Origin of the sequence: Paenibacillus montanisoli (genome assembly GCF_003268025.1) — a bacterium.
In the GTDB taxonomy this organism is placed as follows: Bacteria; Bacillota; Bacilli; order Paenibacillales; family Paenibacillaceae; genus Paenibacillus_Z; species Paenibacillus_Z montanisoli.
On record NZ_QLUW01000004.1, the window covers coordinates 413,317 to 430,866 of the forward strand.

At 56.1% G+C, this 17,550-nt stretch carries 11 protein-coding genes; all 11 read right to left on the reverse strand.

Annotated features, from left to right (window positions below):
• The gene (locus DL346_RS21550; protein WP_112884665.1) at positions 1-2,310 is read right to left on the reverse strand and encodes a glycoside hydrolase family 3 N-terminal domain-containing protein; all 2,310 of its coding nucleotides are present in this window, start codon (positions 2,308-2,310) and stop codon (positions 1-3) included.
• 94 nt (positions 2,311-2,404) lie between these two features.
• Entirely contained in the window at positions 2,405-4,066 is a 1,662-nt protein-coding gene (locus DL346_RS21555; RefSeq protein WP_206098565.1) for a type 2 periplasmic-binding domain-containing protein, read from the reverse strand.
• Between the two features lie 155 nt (positions 4,067-4,221).
• Entirely contained in the window at positions 4,222-5,166 is a 945-nt protein-coding gene (locus DL346_RS21560) for a carbohydrate ABC transporter permease (RefSeq protein WP_112884430.1), read from the reverse strand.
• Positions 5,167-5,180: 14 nt separating this feature from the next.
• Positions 5,181-6,086, reverse strand: coding sequence for an ABC transporter permease (locus tag DL346_RS21565; RefSeq protein WP_240633347.1), 906 nt, complete (start codon positions 6,084-6,086; stop codon positions 5,181-5,183).
• A gap of 278 nt (positions 6,087-6,364) precedes the next feature.
• Positions 6,365-8,581 carry a helix-turn-helix domain-containing protein gene (locus DL346_RS21570; RefSeq protein ID WP_165822617.1) on the reverse strand — a complete coding sequence of 739 codons (2,217 nt, stop codon included), beginning with the start codon at positions 8,579-8,581 and terminating at the stop codon, positions 6,365-6,367.
• A gap of 105 nt (positions 8,582-8,686) precedes the next feature.
• On the reverse strand, positions 8,687-10,066 hold the full coding sequence (locus DL346_RS21575; RefSeq protein ID WP_112884433.1) for an alpha-L-fucosidase: 1,380 nt from the start codon (positions 10,064-10,066) through the stop codon (positions 8,687-8,689).
• Positions 10,067-10,096: 30 nt separating this feature from the next.
• The gene (locus DL346_RS21580; RefSeq protein ID WP_112884434.1) at positions 10,097-11,398 is read right to left on the reverse strand and encodes a glycoside hydrolase family 125 protein; all 1,302 of its coding nucleotides are present in this window, start codon (positions 11,396-11,398) and stop codon (positions 10,097-10,099) included.
• Between the two features lie 16 nt (positions 11,399-11,414).
• On the reverse strand, positions 11,415-13,196 hold the full coding sequence (locus tag DL346_RS21585) for a glycoside hydrolase family 35 protein (protein WP_112884435.1): 1,782 nt from the start codon (positions 13,194-13,196) through the stop codon (positions 11,415-11,417).
• Between the two features lie 400 nt (positions 13,197-13,596).
• Positions 13,597-14,499 (reverse strand): AraC family transcriptional regulator, encoded by a 903-nt coding sequence (locus DL346_RS21590; protein WP_240633367.1) that lies wholly within the window; start codon positions 14,497-14,499, stop codon positions 13,597-13,599.
• 145 nt (positions 14,500-14,644) lie between these two features.
• Positions 14,645-15,301: a glycosyltransferase gene (locus DL346_RS21595; protein WP_420849595.1), complete on the reverse strand. Its 657-nt coding sequence runs from the start codon at positions 15,299-15,301 to the stop codon at positions 14,645-14,647.
• Positions 15,302-15,559: 258 nt separating this feature from the next.
• Complete coding sequence (locus DL346_RS21600; protein WP_112884668.1) at positions 15,560-17,467, reverse strand: beta-L-arabinofuranosidase domain-containing protein; 1,908 nt, start codon at positions 17,465-17,467, stop codon at positions 15,560-15,562.
• Between the last annotated feature and the right edge of the window lie 83 nt (positions 17,468-17,550).

Sequence of the window (17,550 nt, forward strand, 5' to 3'; positions counted from 1 at the left end):
TTACTCCTCACATTGCACAGTCAAAGCTACGCTGATTACGTCTTCCGAGTTTCTTCCCACCATTACCGAGAACTCGCCGGCCTCAACGACCGGCCTTAAATGAAGATCCAGCATTTGAAGCTGTTCTCTGCTTACTTTGAACGCAACCGTCTTCGTCTCGCCCGGCTCAAGAGCCACGCGGGAGAAGCCCTTCAGCTCCTTCGCCGGTCTTGTCACCGAGCTCACTTTATCGCCGATATAGAGCTGCACGACCTCGGTGCCTGCCGTATGACCGGTATTCGTCACCTTCACGTTGACCATGGCTTCCCCATCCGGCGCAATCACTTCCGGGCTCACAGAGAGTCCGCCGTATTCGAACGTCGTGTAGCTGAGTCCGTACCCGAACGGGTATCTCGGCTTCGCGTCCATCTCCAAATACCGCTTGCCCCGGCTGCGTTTGCCGTTATAATACACCGGCAGCTGACCGACATGCTTCGGCACGGAAATCGTCAGCCTTCCCGACGGATTTACATCGCCGAAAAGGATGTCGGCAAGCGCGGCGCCCCCTTCTTGACCCGGATACCAAGCTTCCAAAATGGCATCGGCATGCTCATCGATCCACGGCTCCACGATCGGGCGCCCGTTGATGTACACGACGATAAGCCGTTTGCCCAGCCGATGAATTTCCCGCGCCAGCTCCAGCTGCACACCCATCAAATGCAGGCCCGTTCGGTCGATCCCTTCGCCGCACTCCATATCGCTCCAAGCCGCATCCGTGACGACCGATGCCCCGGTGCGCAGGTCGATCGTCCCTTCGCCGAAGTCTCTCGCGCTGGAGCCGCCAAGAGCCAGCACGACGACGTCCGCTTGCTCGGCGCAGGCCAGCGCGGAGGCGAAGCCCTCGCGCGCATCGCCTTGAATGCGGCAGCCCGGCGCATAGAGCACGCGCTCCTCCGTCTGCTCGCCAAACGCCGCTTTGATGCCGTCCAGCAGCGTCACGATCCGCTCTCTCGGCTGCGGCGACGTATAGTCGCCAAGCTGGTTGTAGATGTGATCGGCATTCGGTCCGATAACGGCGATTTTCCCCAACTCCGCCTTGGACAGCGGAAGCGCCGCTCCTTCGTTCTTCAACAGAATGATCCCTTGGCGGGCGATTTCGCGGGCCAGCTGCGCATGCTCCCGGCTGCCGATCACCCGCGCGGCTTCAGCAGGGTCGACATACGGACGATCGAACAAACCGAGCTTGAACTTCGCTTCAAGAATCCGCAATACCGCCTTGTCCAGATCGGCCTCGGCAATCAAGCCCTTGCGAAGCGCATCTTGCAGATGACCAGCGAACATCGTGCCGGACATCTCCATATCGATGCCCGCCTTCAGCGACATCGCCGCCGCTTCCTCGCCGTCCTTGGCGACATCATGTCCGTAAGCCAGCATATTGATCGCGCCGCAGTCCGTAATGACGAAGCCATCAAACCCCCACTCCTCGCGGAGCACCTGCTGCAGCAGCTCTTCATTGGACGTGCACGGCACGCCGTCAATTTCGTTGTACGCCGGCATGATGGACATCGCCCCGGCTTCCACGCCCTTGCGGAACGGAAGCAGGTCGACCTCATGCAGCTCCCGCTTCCCCATATGAGCCGGGCCAGCATTGCGTCCTCCCTCCGGCGAGCCGTAGCCGACAAAATGCTTCAGCGTCGCAATCAGGCTGCTCTCGCTGTCCAGACGCTCCCCTTGCAAGCCTTGAACGGCGGCCGCCGCCAGCTCCCCGATCATGTACGGGTCCTCGCCGAAGCATTCCTCCGTCCTTCCCCAGCGCGGATCGCGAACGACATCGAGCACCGGCGAATACGTGGCCGCCCCGCCTTGGCTGCGGGTTTCGAGCGCGACGACCCGGCACATCTCGCGGTACAGCTCCACATTCCAGGCGCTTCCGATCAAGAGCGGAACCGGAAATACCGTCGCGCCGATCGCCATATGGCCGTGCGAGCATTCCTCGCCGAACAGAATCGGTATGCCAAGCCGCGACTGCTCCATCGTATAACGCTGGATCGCATTGATGGCGCGGGCGCCTTCCTCCGGCGACAGCCCGTTCTCGAGCGTCACCTCCGTCCAAGGATCCGCGCGCAGCGTACCGTAGAGCGAGCCGATGCCGCCTTGCTTGATCGCAGCCTTGAATTCGGCGTCCAGCTCAACTGTGCCCTCCGCTCGCTTGTGGTACATTTTCCAACCGAACGGTTGAACCGTCTGACCGATTTTCTCTTCCACCGTCATGCGCGAAAGCAAATCGCGCGCGCGCTCAGCCGCCGTGAGCGAAGCATCTTTATAACGCATTTCCATGTATGATCTCTCCTCTCTTCTCCTTAAAGAAAAACAACAGAAGGAAGTACGCCCGAAGGAATACTTCCCCTGTCTATTTTAACCTCGATTACTTCTTGATCGCAGCTTCATAGATTTGAATGTACTGCGGCAGGTTCAGTCCGTCGAACCCTTTCACGTAAGCATCCCAATCTTTTTCGATATCCTTGTCGCCGATGATGAACTGCGCCATGTTGGATGTGACGTAATCCTTGATGGAAGTCGCCAGTTGAGCGATCGTATCCGTGTCTTCCGCTTTTACATATGCGCCGGAAGGGTAAATTTCCTTAGGTGCAAATGGAGCATAGGCCGCTGTCGCGTCTGCCAGACGTTTTTCATAGCCTGCGCCGGTTAGCGGGTCTTGTGCCGTTGCAAACAGATCGCGGAATTCTTTCGACAGATCCTTAGGACCAAGCAGCGTCCAGCTGTTGTTAGGCACGACGTTCTCGTCTGCCGGCGGCAGATTGGAGAAGCTGAATTTGGCAGGCTGGCCGGTAATATTCAACTCGCCGGACTCTGCTTTCTTCCAGCCAACGTTTTCTTTCACGCCGTATTCGCTGAGCAGCGCGCCTTCTTCGCTGTACGCAAAGTCGGCAATCTTGATCGCTGCGATTTGCTGCGCTTCGCTTGCTTTATTCGTAATCGCCATCGGGAACTCGCTGATGCCTTGCGACATGCCTGCCAGCTGTACGCCGTTCGGCCCTTTCAGCGGAGGTATGATGACCCAGTGCTTTTGACGCTCGTCTTTGTCTTCATAAGCTTTTACAAGGTAGCTGACCAGTGCCGTTGTAATCGAGCCTACAATCTCGTCGCCTTCGCGTTGGCCAAGCTGTCCCACCGCTTGGTCGTTCTGCGTGAATGCCGCCTTGTCGATCAAGCCTTCGCTATACAGCTTGTGCATGAAAGCGAGGCCTTCCTTCCACTCCGGCTTGTTCGCCGCGAAATCCACTTTGCCGTCCGTAACGGTCAAATACTTGCCGTTATCATTATAAATGAATGAATTCATAAGGAACGCATCGATATTCCCGTTCCACACGTATTTGTCCGGTGCGCCTGTCAGCGGAATTTCATCTGCCTTGCCGTTGCCGTTCGGATCCTTCGTTTTGAACGCTTTCAGAACATTATACAGCTCATCCGTCGTTGTAGGAACAGCAAGCCCAAGCTTATCGAGCCATTCCTTGTTCATCCAATATTTTTGCGAGTGCGTACAGTGGTAGCACTCATTCAAGCGCGGAATGCCGTAGATATTGCCGTCCGGCGCCGTCATCGCTTCTTTCATGTAAGGCTTCTTTTCCATCATCGCCTTCAAGTTCGGCGCATACTTGTCGATCAGATCGTTGAGCGGAATGAGAACGCCCTGTTTGCCGTAGGTCATCAAATCGCCAGTCGTGAATTTCCCCTCGAGGAACACTTCCGGGTAGTCGCCGCTTGCCAGCAGCAGCTGTCTGCGGTCAACGAGCGCATCGGTCGGCGCCACGTCCCATTTGATTTTTACGTTGAATTTCTCTTCAACCAGCTTCGTGTATTCGTTATCTTCAAGCGGTGCTTTGCCTTGCGGCGCGAAGAATCCGATATCAACCGGGCCGGCCGCCTCCGCTGCATTGCCTTCCGTATTCGTGCCTGCTGCGCTTTCGCTGCCGGCGTTTTCTTTATTGTTCGCTCCGCCGCAAGCGGTCAAAACGATGCTGCTGATCAGTACAAGCATTAGCGATACCAAGATGGACTTTTTCAAAACCGACTCCTCCTTAAGTGGATCTGTTTTTTGTTGCGCCTGCCCCGTTACGGCGGGGCAGTTCCCCCTGCTTGCATAATGATGCCTGCTGACTGCTTTGAATGCCGACGCCCCACCTCCAGCTAAAATTCACAAGCCTCTCTATATCGCATCAATCAGCCCTTTAAGGAACCGATCATAACGCCTTTAACAAAATGCTTCTGCACGAACGGGTACATAATGAGCACCGGTACGCAAGCAACGACGATCAGCGCATATTTGAGCACTTCCTCGAAGCCCTTGTTCCTGAGGCTCTGCGCGGTATTCGCCAGCATCTCCGGATCGGCCGCATTCAAGATGAGCATGTTGCGGAGCACATATTGAAGCGGGAACAGATTTTCGGATCTCAGATAGATCAGCGCGTCGAAATACGCATTCCAATGTCCGACCGCATACATCAGCGTCATAACCGCCAGAATCGGCTTGGACAGCGGCAGTACGATGCTCCACAGGTAGCGAATGTCACGGCAGCCGTCGATTTGGGACGCCTCCTGCAGCTCCGTCGGAATCGACGATTGAAAGAAGGTTCTGGCGATAATTACTTGAAAGACGGAGAAGGCTCCCGGGAGCCAAAGCGCCCAGCGCGTATCCAGCATGTGTAAATTTTTCACCAATAAGTAAGTTGGTATGAGTCCGCCGCTGAAAAAAACGGTAATCATCATCATAATCATCAGGATGCTGCGGCCCGGCATATTCCGCTGCGAGAGCGGGAATGCCATCAGGACGGTAAACGCGATGTTGATGAACGTGCCGACGACCGTATAGACAATGCTGTTATAATAGCCGGTCATCAGCTGCGTGCTTTGGAAAATCGACTTGTAGGCTCTAAGCGAAATCTCCACCGGAAACAACCACACCCTCCCGGCCAAGACGGCATCCGGCGAACTGATCGATGAGCTGAAAATGTAGATCAGCGGATACAATACCGTTAATGTGATCACGCCTAGCAAGAGATAAATGCCTGTAAGCAGTACGCGGTCGCCGAACGGTTCCCTGATCTTCGTTGCGTTTGACGCTGACGCCCGCCAGATCTGTCCTCTGCTTTTTATATTGGTTGTCATAGACGCCCGCCTTTCTACCACAAGCTGTTTTCGGAAACTCGGCGCGCAATCGCATTGACCGCGATAAGCAGCACGAGGTTAATCACGGAGTTGAATAATCCGACTGCGGAGGAGAAGCTGAAATTCGCTCCGAGCAGACCGACCTTGTACACATAAGTTGAAATGACCTCGGACGTGCTTAGGTTGAGCGGGTTCTGCATCAGGAAGATTTTCTCGAAGCCTACTGCCATAAGGTTACCGAGACTCAGGATCAGCATCGTGATCGTGATCGGAATGAGCGACGGCAAGTCGATATGAAGAATCTTCTTCAGTCTCGATGCTCCGTCCATGCGTGCCGCTTCATAGAGAGAAGGGTCGACGCCGGCCAAGGCCGCAATATAGATGATGGAGGCATAGCCCATCTCCTGCCAAACTCCGGACCAGACATAAATCGATTTGAATAAACCGGGCTCGCCCATAAAGTTCGTCGTCGGCAAGCCGAAGAAGGTAAAGATCCGCTCCACGACGCCGACATGCGGCGATAGCATCAGGATGATGATCGACACCATGACGACCGTCGAAATAAAGTGCGGCGCGTAGGTGATCATTTGCACCGAGCGTTTGAAGAAGCCTGTCCGGATTTCATTCAGCGCCAAGGCCAGCAAAATCGGAATCGGGAACCCCGCGAGCAAGGAATACGCGCTGATCAGCAGCGTGTTCTTGATCAGCACCGAAAAGTTCGGCGACTGGAACAGGTTCTCGAAATGCTTGAAGCCTACCCAAGGGCTGCCCAATATTCCTTTAACCACGTTGAAGTCTTTAAAGGCGATAATTACGCCGAACATCGGAATGTATTTAAAGATGATTAAGTAAAGCACCGGCAGAAGGACAAGGAGATATAGCTCCCAGCTCCGCCTCATTTTGATCCATGTCTGAGCCATCCGCATTACCCCTTCTGTCAGAATCGTTCTTGGTAATTCGATTCTAGTCCGCCGGCAAGCCAGCCTTCAATTCGTAAGATTCGGTAAATCCACCATTTTCGCAAACCCAGCAATGGCGCGGGTTTCAGCGGTGCGAAATATGCGTACTCCGCATTTTTCCGCACTTCAAGTTTTTCGCCGGGCGGCTTCGCAGCGCGTAAAAAAACCTTGGCCTCCGCCGCTCGTACCGGCAGGGACCAAGGTTCAGGATTATAGGCGGCAGCGGTACAGATTCACCCTCACCGGCTCGCTTGCTGCTTGCGATAATCGCTCGGTGAGAGGCCTGCCACGTTCTTGAACGCCCGGTTAAAGGAATTGTAATTAAAATAGCCGACCTGCAGGCTGATCTCCTGCAGGGACAGATCCGTGCCAAGCAGCAGCTGCTTGGCTTTATCCATCCGTAGTCCGATCAGGAAATCGACGAAGTTGCCGCCGGATTCCTCCTTGAACAGCTTGCTGATGTTCTTCGCTTGCAGATTGAATTTATCGCTGAGATGATCGAGCGACAGCTCCGGATTGGCGTAATGCTCCTCGATATAGGTTCGGATGTCGCTGATCACCGCCCGCGTCCGTTGGGAATCCTTGAGCGCTTGCAGCTTGGCGACGGCCGCCTCGAACAGCTTCGTGCAGCCCTGCTGCAATTCGGCGACGGTCTCCCATGTTCTTCCCAGCTCAAGCAGCTCAGCCCCCGTGTCCTTCCAGATGTTGCGGGCATCCTTAGGCAGCTCCAGGAAAACCCGGGTCAGCTGTTGGTGAAGGAACTGCAGGAAGCTCTCGATCTCCTTGCGCGACGAGATGGAATCGTTGATCTGATCGAACAGCTCGTCGAGCTGCTTCCTCCACCCGTTATCGGCCAGCCTGATCGCCTGCGAAAGGGCATGCAGCGTGCCGAAAAAATCGTGCACGCGGAGCGTCGACGCTTCAAGCTCTTCAGGGCGCAGCAGCCGCCCGATGCCAAGCACGGCTTTATAGTGCAGCAAATTGCCCGCGATCTCGTGCGAGCTGCGGATTTCCTCAAGGCTTGACGCCATGCCGTGCACGCCGATCGTGACCGTAAAGCTCAAATTCGCGCGCACCCATTCCACGATTTGCTCCCCGATATGCGCGCTCAGCTCGGAGCCAGCCGCTTCATCCGGCACCCATACGATCGCGGACAGCCTGCGGTCCGACAGCCACTCCGCCCAAAGGGCTGCTCCGTTCAGCCCGGCCATCTCTTGCGCGACGCTGGAGAGCACGAATTTCAAGACCGATTGATCCTGATGGTGGTAGGCTTGGACAAATTGCTGGTAGCGGTCGATTTCAAGCGCCATTACGAAGCTTTTTGCGCCGGCCGGATCGATGTTAAACCTCAGCAAATCAGCCTGCCATTCCGTTTCGCGGATCGGCGCGCTTCCTTCAACCGCCTCCTGGAACCGGTGCTTCTTCTGCAAAATGAATGTCTCTTTGTGCTGCTGGCGAGTCTTCGTCGTTTCCTCCATCAGGTGCTCCAAAGCGCCGCGGATAAAGCCGAATTCGTTGCTGCCCAGTTTATCATCTTCCGGCTTGATCAGCGAGCTGGCGCGGATCAGCGACACAAGCTGGCTGATCGGCTTGTAATTGCGCCGCGTCACATGGATGACCCAGAGCACGCCAAGCAAGACGGCCGCAATCGCAATGACAACCCAAATGTTGTAGAAGTCAAGCACAAACCGCGAAAGTCCGGCGTCGGACGGCCCGCTCTCGACTACCCAGCCCGTATACGGCGAAACATAACGCGACAATACGCTTCTCGTTCCTTCTTTCGAAGGTGTATCGTCCATCAGGCTGCGGCCCTGCTTATCGCTAAACCGGACATAGGTCTGATCCGGATTGTACATCGGCGTAATCGTCCGCTTCAGCTTTGCAAGACTGACATTGACGACGATATAGCCTTTCTTCGTCGAGGAGAAGTGCGGATAGCCCTGCACAATCGAGATCACGTCCTTGGCCTTCTCCGACGGATACGTTTGAAAGCTTCGCTTCCCCGTCCACTCTCCGGTTTTCGCCAGCCCCCGAATGTAGAGCTCCAAGAACGGCTCATCCAGAAAATCGGCCTTCATTCCCGACCCGTCGCCAAGGATGAACTCATCTTTTAAGCGGATAAAATAAACGGTATCGATAATCGAATAATTCAACTTCCAATCGTCCACCAGCTTATTTGCCTTAATATTGCCGTAGACGTCTTCCAAGTCCGTGTTAAAGAACGTCCTCAGTTCCTCCGTCGACAGGATATCGCGCAAGATGCGGTAATCAAGCGTTTTCAAGGCATTGTCAGTAAACAGCACGACCTGCTGGGCAAGAAATTCGTTCGCTTTAATGGCTTCCTTGCGGTTCTGCTCGTTCAGCGTCTGGAAGAAGACGACGAACAGAATGGTAACAACGACAAAAAACGCGGGAAGATAAGATAAAAGTAATTTACGGAACCAGCTGCTGTTCATGTACATCCCCCTATTCTATCTACCCGCGTTTTAGTTATCTAGGAACAAAAATTCTCTTTATTTTACCTCATTAACCGCTGCAATTCCACTTGGGAGAAGCTGGCATTATTTCGTGCGGATGCGGAACACATGCGCGATCGGCGCCTGCCCGCCGAGCTGACTGGCCGGAAGCTGAACGGTGATGCCTTCGCTATCCTGCGCGTACTCGACCGCTTCATCGGTGCCAACGAGCTCGATGCCCGTCACCGCCTCGGTGTAAGGAAGGCGGATCTGCTCTGAAATCGGCGCATCTTCGCTAGCATACAGATAGGTGCAGTACACGGTATCGCCTTTGCGGGTGAAGGCACAGTTTCCGGTGTAATATGGCGCGCAAATCCGAGTGCCATAAACCGCTTCGCCGTACGCCTTCATCCAGGCGCCGAGCTCCTTCATGCTCTTCAGAGCGCCGGCCGGCAATCGGCCGTCAGGCTGCGGCCCGACGTTAAGCGCCAGGTTGCCGCCCTTGGCGACGACCTCCATCAGGATATGAACGAGCTGGCGAGCCGACTTGTACTTATCCTCGAATTTGAACGAGAACGAAGTGCCGATCGTGATGCAGCTTTCCCATGGCACGTTAAGCGGCCGGTCCGGAATCGTCTGTTCCGGCGTTACATAGTTCTCGTATGCGCCGCCTACGGTACGGTCGGCCGACAGCAGCCAAGGCTGCGTTTGACGCGCCCGCTCGACGACTTCGCCTAGACGGATGTCCTGGTTCACCCGACCGCCGTCTCGTACCCAGCCCGCATCCAGCCACAAAATATCGATGCGGCCGTAACGGGTCATCAGCTCCATAATTTGCTCATGGGTAAACTGGACGAACTTCTCCCACATCGAAGGATGCTCCGCCGGATTGTAAGAAGGCCCGCGCCACGTATGGCGGCCCCGCTCCATGCCCGGCGCCCAGTAGTACGGCGTATGCCAATCGGCCTTGGAGAAATACGTCGCGATCGCAAGCCCTTTGTCGCGGAACGCATCGAAGACGTTTTTGCAAATGTCCGCATAACGGTGCGCATGGAACGGCGTATCCTTGCCGGTAATCCGGTAATCCGTCGTATGCGTATCCCACATGCAGAAGCCGTCATGGTGCTTCGTGGTGAAAATCAAATATTTGAAGCCGCCCTCCGCAGCTGCCTCCGCCCATTTCTCCGGCTCGAAGCGGAACGGGTTGAACGTCTTGTTGAGCGCGAAATATTCCCGTTTCATCTCTTCATAATCATTCGTCCAATCGACGTCGTTTCGGGACCAGTCGCCGTCCTCGTCGCTCAGAATCCACGACTCTACCATCCCTATCTGGGAGTACGGGCCCCAGTGCATCATCAAGGCAAGCTTCTGATCCTGGAACCATTCCAGCCGCTCCCGGGTCATCGGATTGGCCGGCTTCACGTATTCCTTTTCGCTGCTGTAATTATGAACGCCATTTTCCACTTCGTGTACCGTTTCGCTCATGTTTGTTAACCTCCTTAAAGTCTCGGCATGCTAAGCAAGCATGGCGCGCAGTTTGTTTTCGTTGATGAGCTTAAGAATCAGCTCACCGAATAAGGTGTTCGCCCAAGCGAACCAGGATCTCGTAAATTGGCCGGGGTCATCTACATGGAATCCTTCGTGCATAAAACCGGTATCGCCGTCCGTATCGATCAGCAGCTTTACAAGCTCCGCGATTTCCCTGTCATCCGTCGAAGTCAGCGCCTGCATAACCAGACTGATGTGCCAAATGTAGCGCGGCGGCGTATGCGGGCTGCCGATCCCTTTGGCGCGAAGGCCTTCGTAGTAGTACGGGTTGTCCGGACTCAGGATGAACCGGCGCGTGTTCAAGTAGATCGGATCGTCCTTCGCCGAATACCCCAGGTATGGAATCGACAGCAGGCTCGGCACGTTAGCGTCGTCCATTAGCGTGTAATGGCCGAGACCGTCCGTTTCGTAGGCGTACATGTCGCCGTACGCCGGATGCTTGTAGATGCCGAAGGCTTGAATGCCGCGGTCGATGTCTTCCTTCAGCGATCGTGCTTCCTGCTGAAGCTGCGCATCCGCGAGCACCTCGCTTGCAATCTCGGACAAATAACCCAGTACGACGCTGGCGAACATGTTGGACGGGATGAGGTAGCCGTAGGCGCAGGCATCGTCGCTTGGCCGGAAGCCGGACCACGTCATGCCCGTGTAGCCGACCGGCTCGCCCATCCCGTTATTGTGGATCGTGTCGCTCGGCGGCCCGGATAGCCGCGTGAACCGGTAAGGCGATTCCTCCATATGCTTCTGCTCGACGCGCCACAGCTCCACGATGCGAGCCGCTGCTTGCCGGAACGTATCGTCGAATACATCCGTGCTGCCCGTCTGCTTCCAATACAGGTAGCTGATCTGAATGGGATAGCAGAGCGAGTCGATTTCATATTTGCGTTCCCACACCCACGGATTCGGCGCGGGCAGCTCCGTAATGTCATTCTCGTACCGGTTATCGTTCGGTTCTTCATTGAACGCGTTGGCATACGGATCAATAAGAATGCAGCGGAATTGGCGCTTCAACAGTCCTTCGATGATGGCAGCCAGCTCCGGATCGTCCGAGGCCAGCTGAATGTAGGGCCTAACCTGTGCGCTCGAGTCGCGCAGCCACATCGCGGGGATGTCGCCCGTAAACACGAACGCCGTTCCGTCCTCCATCAGGCGGGTCGTCGTTTCCAGCGTATTCGGGAAGCACTGCTTGAACATGCTAAGCAGCTTCGGGTACTCGGCCAGCTCCGTCTCGGCCGATGCGAGAACGCGCTGAATCGATGAAGGGATTTTCATATGCTTCACCTGCTTTTTAATTTGGTTTGACATCCAATAACGGCTTGTCTGCCAGCATGACCGAAGCCGATCCTTGAGGCGCGCCATGCAGCTCGAACAGGACAAGCTCGTTGCTGCCTTCGCGCAGCAGCGGAGCCGGAACATACAGCGTCCGTTGCGGGCCCTTGCTCCAATAACGGCCAAGATTAAAGCCGTTGATGAAGGCTACGCCTTTCGTCCAGCCGTTCAAATCCAGGAACGTGTCCGCGCAGGCAACCGCCTGGAACGTTCCGCGATAGAATCGAGGTCCTTCCGCCGAGACATCCGGCGAACCGGCGCCGTTTGCGAATGACAGCTGAGACAGGTCTTCAAGCGGCAGCGGCCGGATAGCCCAATCGAAGAGGAACTGAAAGCCTAGACGGACCCCTTCCGTAATGCCCTTGCAATCCCTCAGATAAGGGCCGTAATTGACGCGGCCCATATTTTCCACAAGGATATCGAGTCTGGCTCCGCCCGCCGGTACTTCGATCGTAAGCGATTGCGGCGTTTTCGCCCGCTCGATGACGCCTTGGCAGACGCCATCCACAAAGACGAGCGCCCGATCCCGCACCTCCTGGATATAAAGCCGCTCCGCCGGCCGCGGACCGGAAACGGTAGTGGAATACAAAATGAAGCCGTACTGCTGTCCGGCCCTCTCCATCGTGAGCGGCGTGACCGACTTTATGGGAGCCGACAATGCGTCCAATTGGCGGAACAGCTCCGCCTGCTCGCTCAGCTCGACCTTGCCGTAGGCGCGGCGCGGCGCGGCAGCGGGCAGCTGCAGCGGACCAAGCTCCGCGTAGCGCCCGATCGCCTCGCGTACCGCAAAATACTTCGCGGTCGGCTCGCCCGTCTCGTCCAGCGGCGCGTCGTAATCGTAGCTGGTCACCGTCGGTTCGTAGAGATCCCGCTCCTGGCAGTTCGCGCCGTTATAGAAGCCGAAGTTCGTGCCTCCATGGAACATGTAGAAATTGACCGATGCGCCGGCCGCCAGCATCTCGTCCAGCACCCCCGCCGCATCCGCGGCATCGCGGGTATGGTGCGGCTTGCCCCAATGGTCGAACCAGCCGTTCCAGAACTCCATGCACATGAGCGGCCCGTTCGGCTGATAGTCTTTCAGCTTGGCAAACGAAGAAACCGGATGGGAACCGAAATTGACCGTCGCCAGCACGCCGGGTACGGCCCCGCCTTGCAGCATCGCATCGGTCGGCCCGTCGGAAGTGAACAGCGGCACATCGATGCCGCGCGTTCGCAGCGCCTGCTCCAAATGCTTCAAATACTGCGCATCGTTGCCGTAGCTGCCGTATTCATTCTCGATCTGCACCGCGATAATCGGTCCGCCGTTTGTGCTCAGCAGCGGCTTCAATCTTGGAATCAGCTCGTCGTAGTACGCGTCGACTTTCTTCAGAAATGCCGGGTGGCTGCACCGCAGCGGCATGTCTGAATCGGCCAGCAGCCAGGCAGGCAACCCGCCGAATTCCCACTCGGCGCAAATATAGGGGCTCGGGCGAACGATTACATGCAGGCCCATGCCTCCTGCGAGCTCGATAAACGCGGTGACATCCGCCATTCCGTCAAACCGGAACTTCCCTTCCTGCGGCTCATGAATATTCCAGGCGATGTAGGTTTCTACAGTATTAAGGCCGCAAGCTTTCAGCTTCAATAACCGGTCTTCCCAATACTGCGGCACGATTCGGAAATAGTGCATCGCGCCGGATAGAAGGCGGACAGGCTTGCCGTCAACAACAAACGAAGCCCCATCGATTGCAAATGTACTCAATATTCCTCGCTCCTTACTTCGTACTTATGTAGTAAGGATAATCGCGGTACATACAGGGCTCAACGGGATTTTTTCGGGTGCTTCACGTTTTTCCACGCGTTGCGCGGCACTTCACGATTTTCCACAGCCCCTAGTCAGCCGAAAAAAGAGAAGTCCGCGAAACATGCGGACTTCCGGAAGCGGCTTCGGCAGCCTATGGGCGGGACATCTGCGCTGCAGCTATGTCATTCCGCCGCTAACGGACATTTATGTCCGTTAAAAGCCCAAAACTCTAAAATATCGTCTCTAACGGACATCCATGTCCGTTAGAAATGCGCCTCTCCACAAAAAAAAAGAAGCCATCCCAAAGTCATCTTCGATGACGTGTGGACTGGCCTCTTGCCGGGCTGCGGCGATACGATTAAGCGTCCTTGCGCTTGACCGGGACATAAATATCCATCTGAACCAGCTCGATGCCCGGATGGCAGCGCTCATCATACAGCTCGAACTCCGGCGTACCGGCATGCTCGTACCCCGAGTGAGGGAACCATTCGCCGAATACCGCGCCCCAAGTGCTTTGAATCGAGTTCGAGAACTGGTCGGGCGTCACCTTCGGCGTCGTGAATACGGCATATTCGGCAGCGCCGAACTCGCGGCAGACGAGATCCTCGGCCACGTTCTCGAAGTGCTCCGCCTCCATGCCGATCATATATTTGAAGCTCCCGGACGCCATATCGAAGCCATAACAGATGCCGAGCTCGACCGGGCTGTCTTTATGAATGCGGTTCGGAATGCGGTGCGCCCAACCGTTCTTTAAATACTCCTGCCAGAAGGCCGGAATTTGGCGTTGATTCTCGCCGTCGTTGGTTGACGTTTGAAGCTCATACCCAATGACCTTATAAGCGGGTTTCGTGACAAGACGGTATTCCATGCGGATGCCTCCCAAATATGGATTGAATTTGCGCTGCAGCACGTTCAGCTTGGCATACGAAGGCGGCTTGATGTCCTGCCTGCGGTAGTCGCCGGGCGTCATGCCGAACATGCGCTTGAACGCGCGAGTGAACGTTTCGTGATTCTGAAAGCCGTTGTTAAGCGCAATATCGAGCAGTCTTTCATCCGAGCAGGCAATCTGCTTCGCCGCTAACGCCAAACGGCGCTTGCGGACGTATTCCATCACGGTGTCTCCCGCCATGGACAGGAAAACGCGGTGGAAGTGAAAGTCGGATAGCCTCGCGACCTGCGCAAGCCGCGACAAGGATAGCTCCTCCGCCAAATGATCTTCCACGTAATCGATGGTCGTTTGAATTTGCAGCAGGTAATCCACTCTCACCGGGTGAAAGGCCTCCTCTTCTTTCGCTATTCCCATTGTAACGCGACGCCCGCAATGATTTCTTGACTATTCTTGCTCATCCGCCCGCGGCTGCAAAAAAAGAACCCCCGGCATCTCACATCATCCGGGGGCATTTCGGTTATTTGAACTTTTGCGGGAACTGGCTGACGATGCCGGACGATAAAACGTCCGCAAACTTCATTATATGCGCAATTCCTTCGTCAAAAGCGAGCACATCGCCTTTCCAGTCCTTCTTCAGCCTTGTAGTTGCCGCCGCCGTCACGAGCTGCAGGTGCCGGTCGAGCATGTCCTTCAGCTCTTTATACTTCCAGTGGGGGTTGGCGCCGCTTAAGAGCTTCGCCATATCATCGGCGTTGCGGTACCATTCTTTGTTGTACTTCTCCACATCGGCCTGATTGCCGGCCATCGCCGCTGTCACGATCTGACCTGCAAGCACGATATGCTCTCGCAGCAGCTCAGCCAGCTTGTTGCCCGCTTGTTCGCCGTAGTACGGCTTGATGGCATTGCCGAGGTCCTGCTGGTTGCGGAGCAGACGTTCCAGCACAATGTCTTTGTCCGCAAGCCCTTCGGTCGCGCTGACGATGTAGGTTCTCGTCCAATAGACATGCTCCCCCCACAGCTTGCGGAGCTCCTTGTTCAGGTCGACCATCGACTGCGTGTAGCAAATCCGATGAGCATGATGGTCTTGCTTTGAAGAGGCATCCGCGCGAAGCGGCGTCATCCATAGGCTTAGCAGCGCGCAGACGAGCGCAATACTCAGCCATTGTTTTCTCAATCGCATCCTGTAATCTTCTCCTTGTCTTCATATGCATGAGTGGTTAGCCCCTTATATTGTGGACTTTTCCAACCATTTCATGCATACCGGACAAAAAACCATGCCTAATCACTTCCACCTGCATTGAACGTATTCGGGCTCGGCCAGGAGCCGACGCTGACACCGCAAACAGGCAACACCGTAATGCACATGCGCTTATTCAGATTAAATAAGAAAGAGCCGCACGGGGCGGCTCTTTTTGTCATGCAAGCGCAAGTGTTATACCTTCTTCTTCCACGCCTTCTCGCGTTCTCCGATTAGCGGAAACTCGCCGATGCGCAGCTTTGCGCTGCCGTAAGGCACCAATGTCAGCTCCGCCATTTCCTGGCCTTCCGTCTTCGGATAGATCGGCGGCGTGCCCGCGTTGTTGCCTTCCATTTTCCACTCGCGCACCAGCTGCCCGGTCGCCTTCAACCGAATAGGCGCATGCTCCGCGTCAAACGGCTGATACGGGATGTCATACTCGCTGGCTTCATAGACATTGTCCGCCAGCAAGCCGTACTTCCAAGGCGAACCCGGGTACACTTCCCAATCGTGGAACTTTGCCCGCTTCGTCAGCAGCTGCCAATTCTCCTGAACCGGCAAAGCGTACACGAGCGGACCGCGTTCAACGCTGATGGCGTACAGGTTGCGGGAAACCGTCTTCACCGTCATCGGCAAATGCAGCGTCAGCGTATCGCCGTTCTTCCACTCCCGCTCGACCTTGGCATAGCCGTTAACGGCGTTAAGCTTGGCATTAGTGCCATTAACCGTCAAGCTTGGCGCCTCGCACCAAGCCGGGATCCGCAGCGAAATCGCGAAGGCTTCGCTCGGGCGGTCCAGTTCCACGGCGATCGTAACCGATTCCCGGAACGGATACTCGCCGCTCACCGTTACCCTTGCCGCCGCTCCTTGGCCCACGGCAGAGCGCACGACGCATGGCGCATAAGACACGGCTGCCAAACCGCCGCTGCCATCGCTCATCCACAGATGGCTCGTCAGCTTCGGCCAGCCTTGGTGCATGTTCGCCGTGCAGCAGCCGAAATTCGGCTCCAAGCCGAACAGGTTAGCATCAGCGCTGTTGCTCCATGCGCGCGGTGCCACATTACAAACGATCTGGTTCACCTGCTGATCGTATTGATGCGAGGTCCAGTCCTTGGAAATCGTAGCAGGGAGCGCATTGAACGCCACCTTTTCCATAATATCGCCGAACCGGCCTTCCCCAAACACGCGCGTCAAATGCTCCATAGAGTACATGTATTCCACAACGGCGCACAGCTCGACGCCTTGGCTTGGACTCGTGCCGGACAACCATTCGTCGCCGGAAAACATGCCGTGCGCTTGCCCATGGTATGTCATCAAGCTGTCGATCCCCCTGTGCACGGCCTCATGTTCCACGTTCTGGCCGCTCAGCTCGTAGCGGATGGCCGGTGTCTTGATTCCCATCGCGACATTGACCACGTGAGTCGACCAGTCCCACTCCTCGACCTTGCGCCAGTACGGGAAGTCATGGAAAATATCCGTCCAATCCAGCGTCTGTTCCGCTACCGTGCGGGCCAGCTCCAGCAGGAAATCCTCCCCCGTCTCCTTGTGCAGCCACTGAATGCAGAGCACCATTTCCGCGCCGCGCGCCTTCGCCCAGCCTTCCAGCGGGTTCGCTTCGATATGTTCCTGCACATAGCGGAAATACTTCGTCAAGAACGGAACGACTCGAGCATCCCCGGTCGCCTCCGCATATTGCGTGATTACCTTCAGCATGATCATGTAATGCCACCAGTCATGCTTCTTGTTGATATCGGTATTCACCGATTGAATCGTGCCCTGCGGCCCGAAATTGCCGTTCTCCTGCTGGCTTGCAAGCGACCATTCGATCCAGCGCTGCGCCTTGGCGATCAGCTCCTCATCTTCAAGGACATAGGCTAGCGGAAGCAGTCCGTCCAGATAGTAGGGCCCGCGCTCCCAACTCTCGCCCTTGCCGCCGATCCAGCCGTTGTCCGGCCCGACATCGCCCCAATGTTCTTCCAGATGTCCCGTTAAACCGTCCGCTTGAATGCGCAGCTGATTGCGGAGCCAGCCTGCAGGTTTAATCGCTCCGAGCGGCAGCGCCTTGAATGCGGCGCCGGCCAGTTTGTTCCTCGTCGTCTCCATGCGGTCCATCGTCTCCCTCATTTGCGGAAAGTGATTGTTATGAACCGACTATAGCATGGAAGCGGCGCCGGCGCCGATAGCGG

Coding starts and splice junctions, on each gene's coding strand:
- DL346_RS21550 (WP_112884665.1), bottom strand. CDS start 2,310: ATGCGTTATAAAGATGCTTCGCTCACGGCGGCTGAGCGCGCGCGCGAT.
- DL346_RS21560 (WP_112884430.1), bottom strand. CDS start 5,166: ATGACAACCAATATAAAAAGCAGAGGACAGATCTGGCGGGCGTCAGCG.
- DL346_RS21565 (WP_240633347.1), bottom strand. CDS start 6,086: ATGGCTCAGACATGGATCAAAATGAGGCGGAGCTGGGAGCTATATCTC.
- DL346_RS21570 (WP_165822617.1), bottom strand. CDS start 8,581: ATGAACAGCAGCTGGTTCCGTAAATTACTTTTATCTTATCTTCCCGCG.
- DL346_RS21575 (WP_112884433.1), bottom strand. CDS start 10,066: ATGAGCGAAACGGTACACGAAGTGGAAAATGGCGTTCATAATTACAGC.
- DL346_RS21580 (WP_112884434.1), bottom strand. CDS start 11,398: ATGAAAATCCCTTCATCGATTCAGCGCGTTCTCGCATCGGCCGAGACG.
- DL346_RS21600 (WP_112884668.1), bottom strand. CDS start 17,467: ATGGAGACGACGAGGAACAAACTGGCCGGCGCCGCATTCAAGGCGCTG.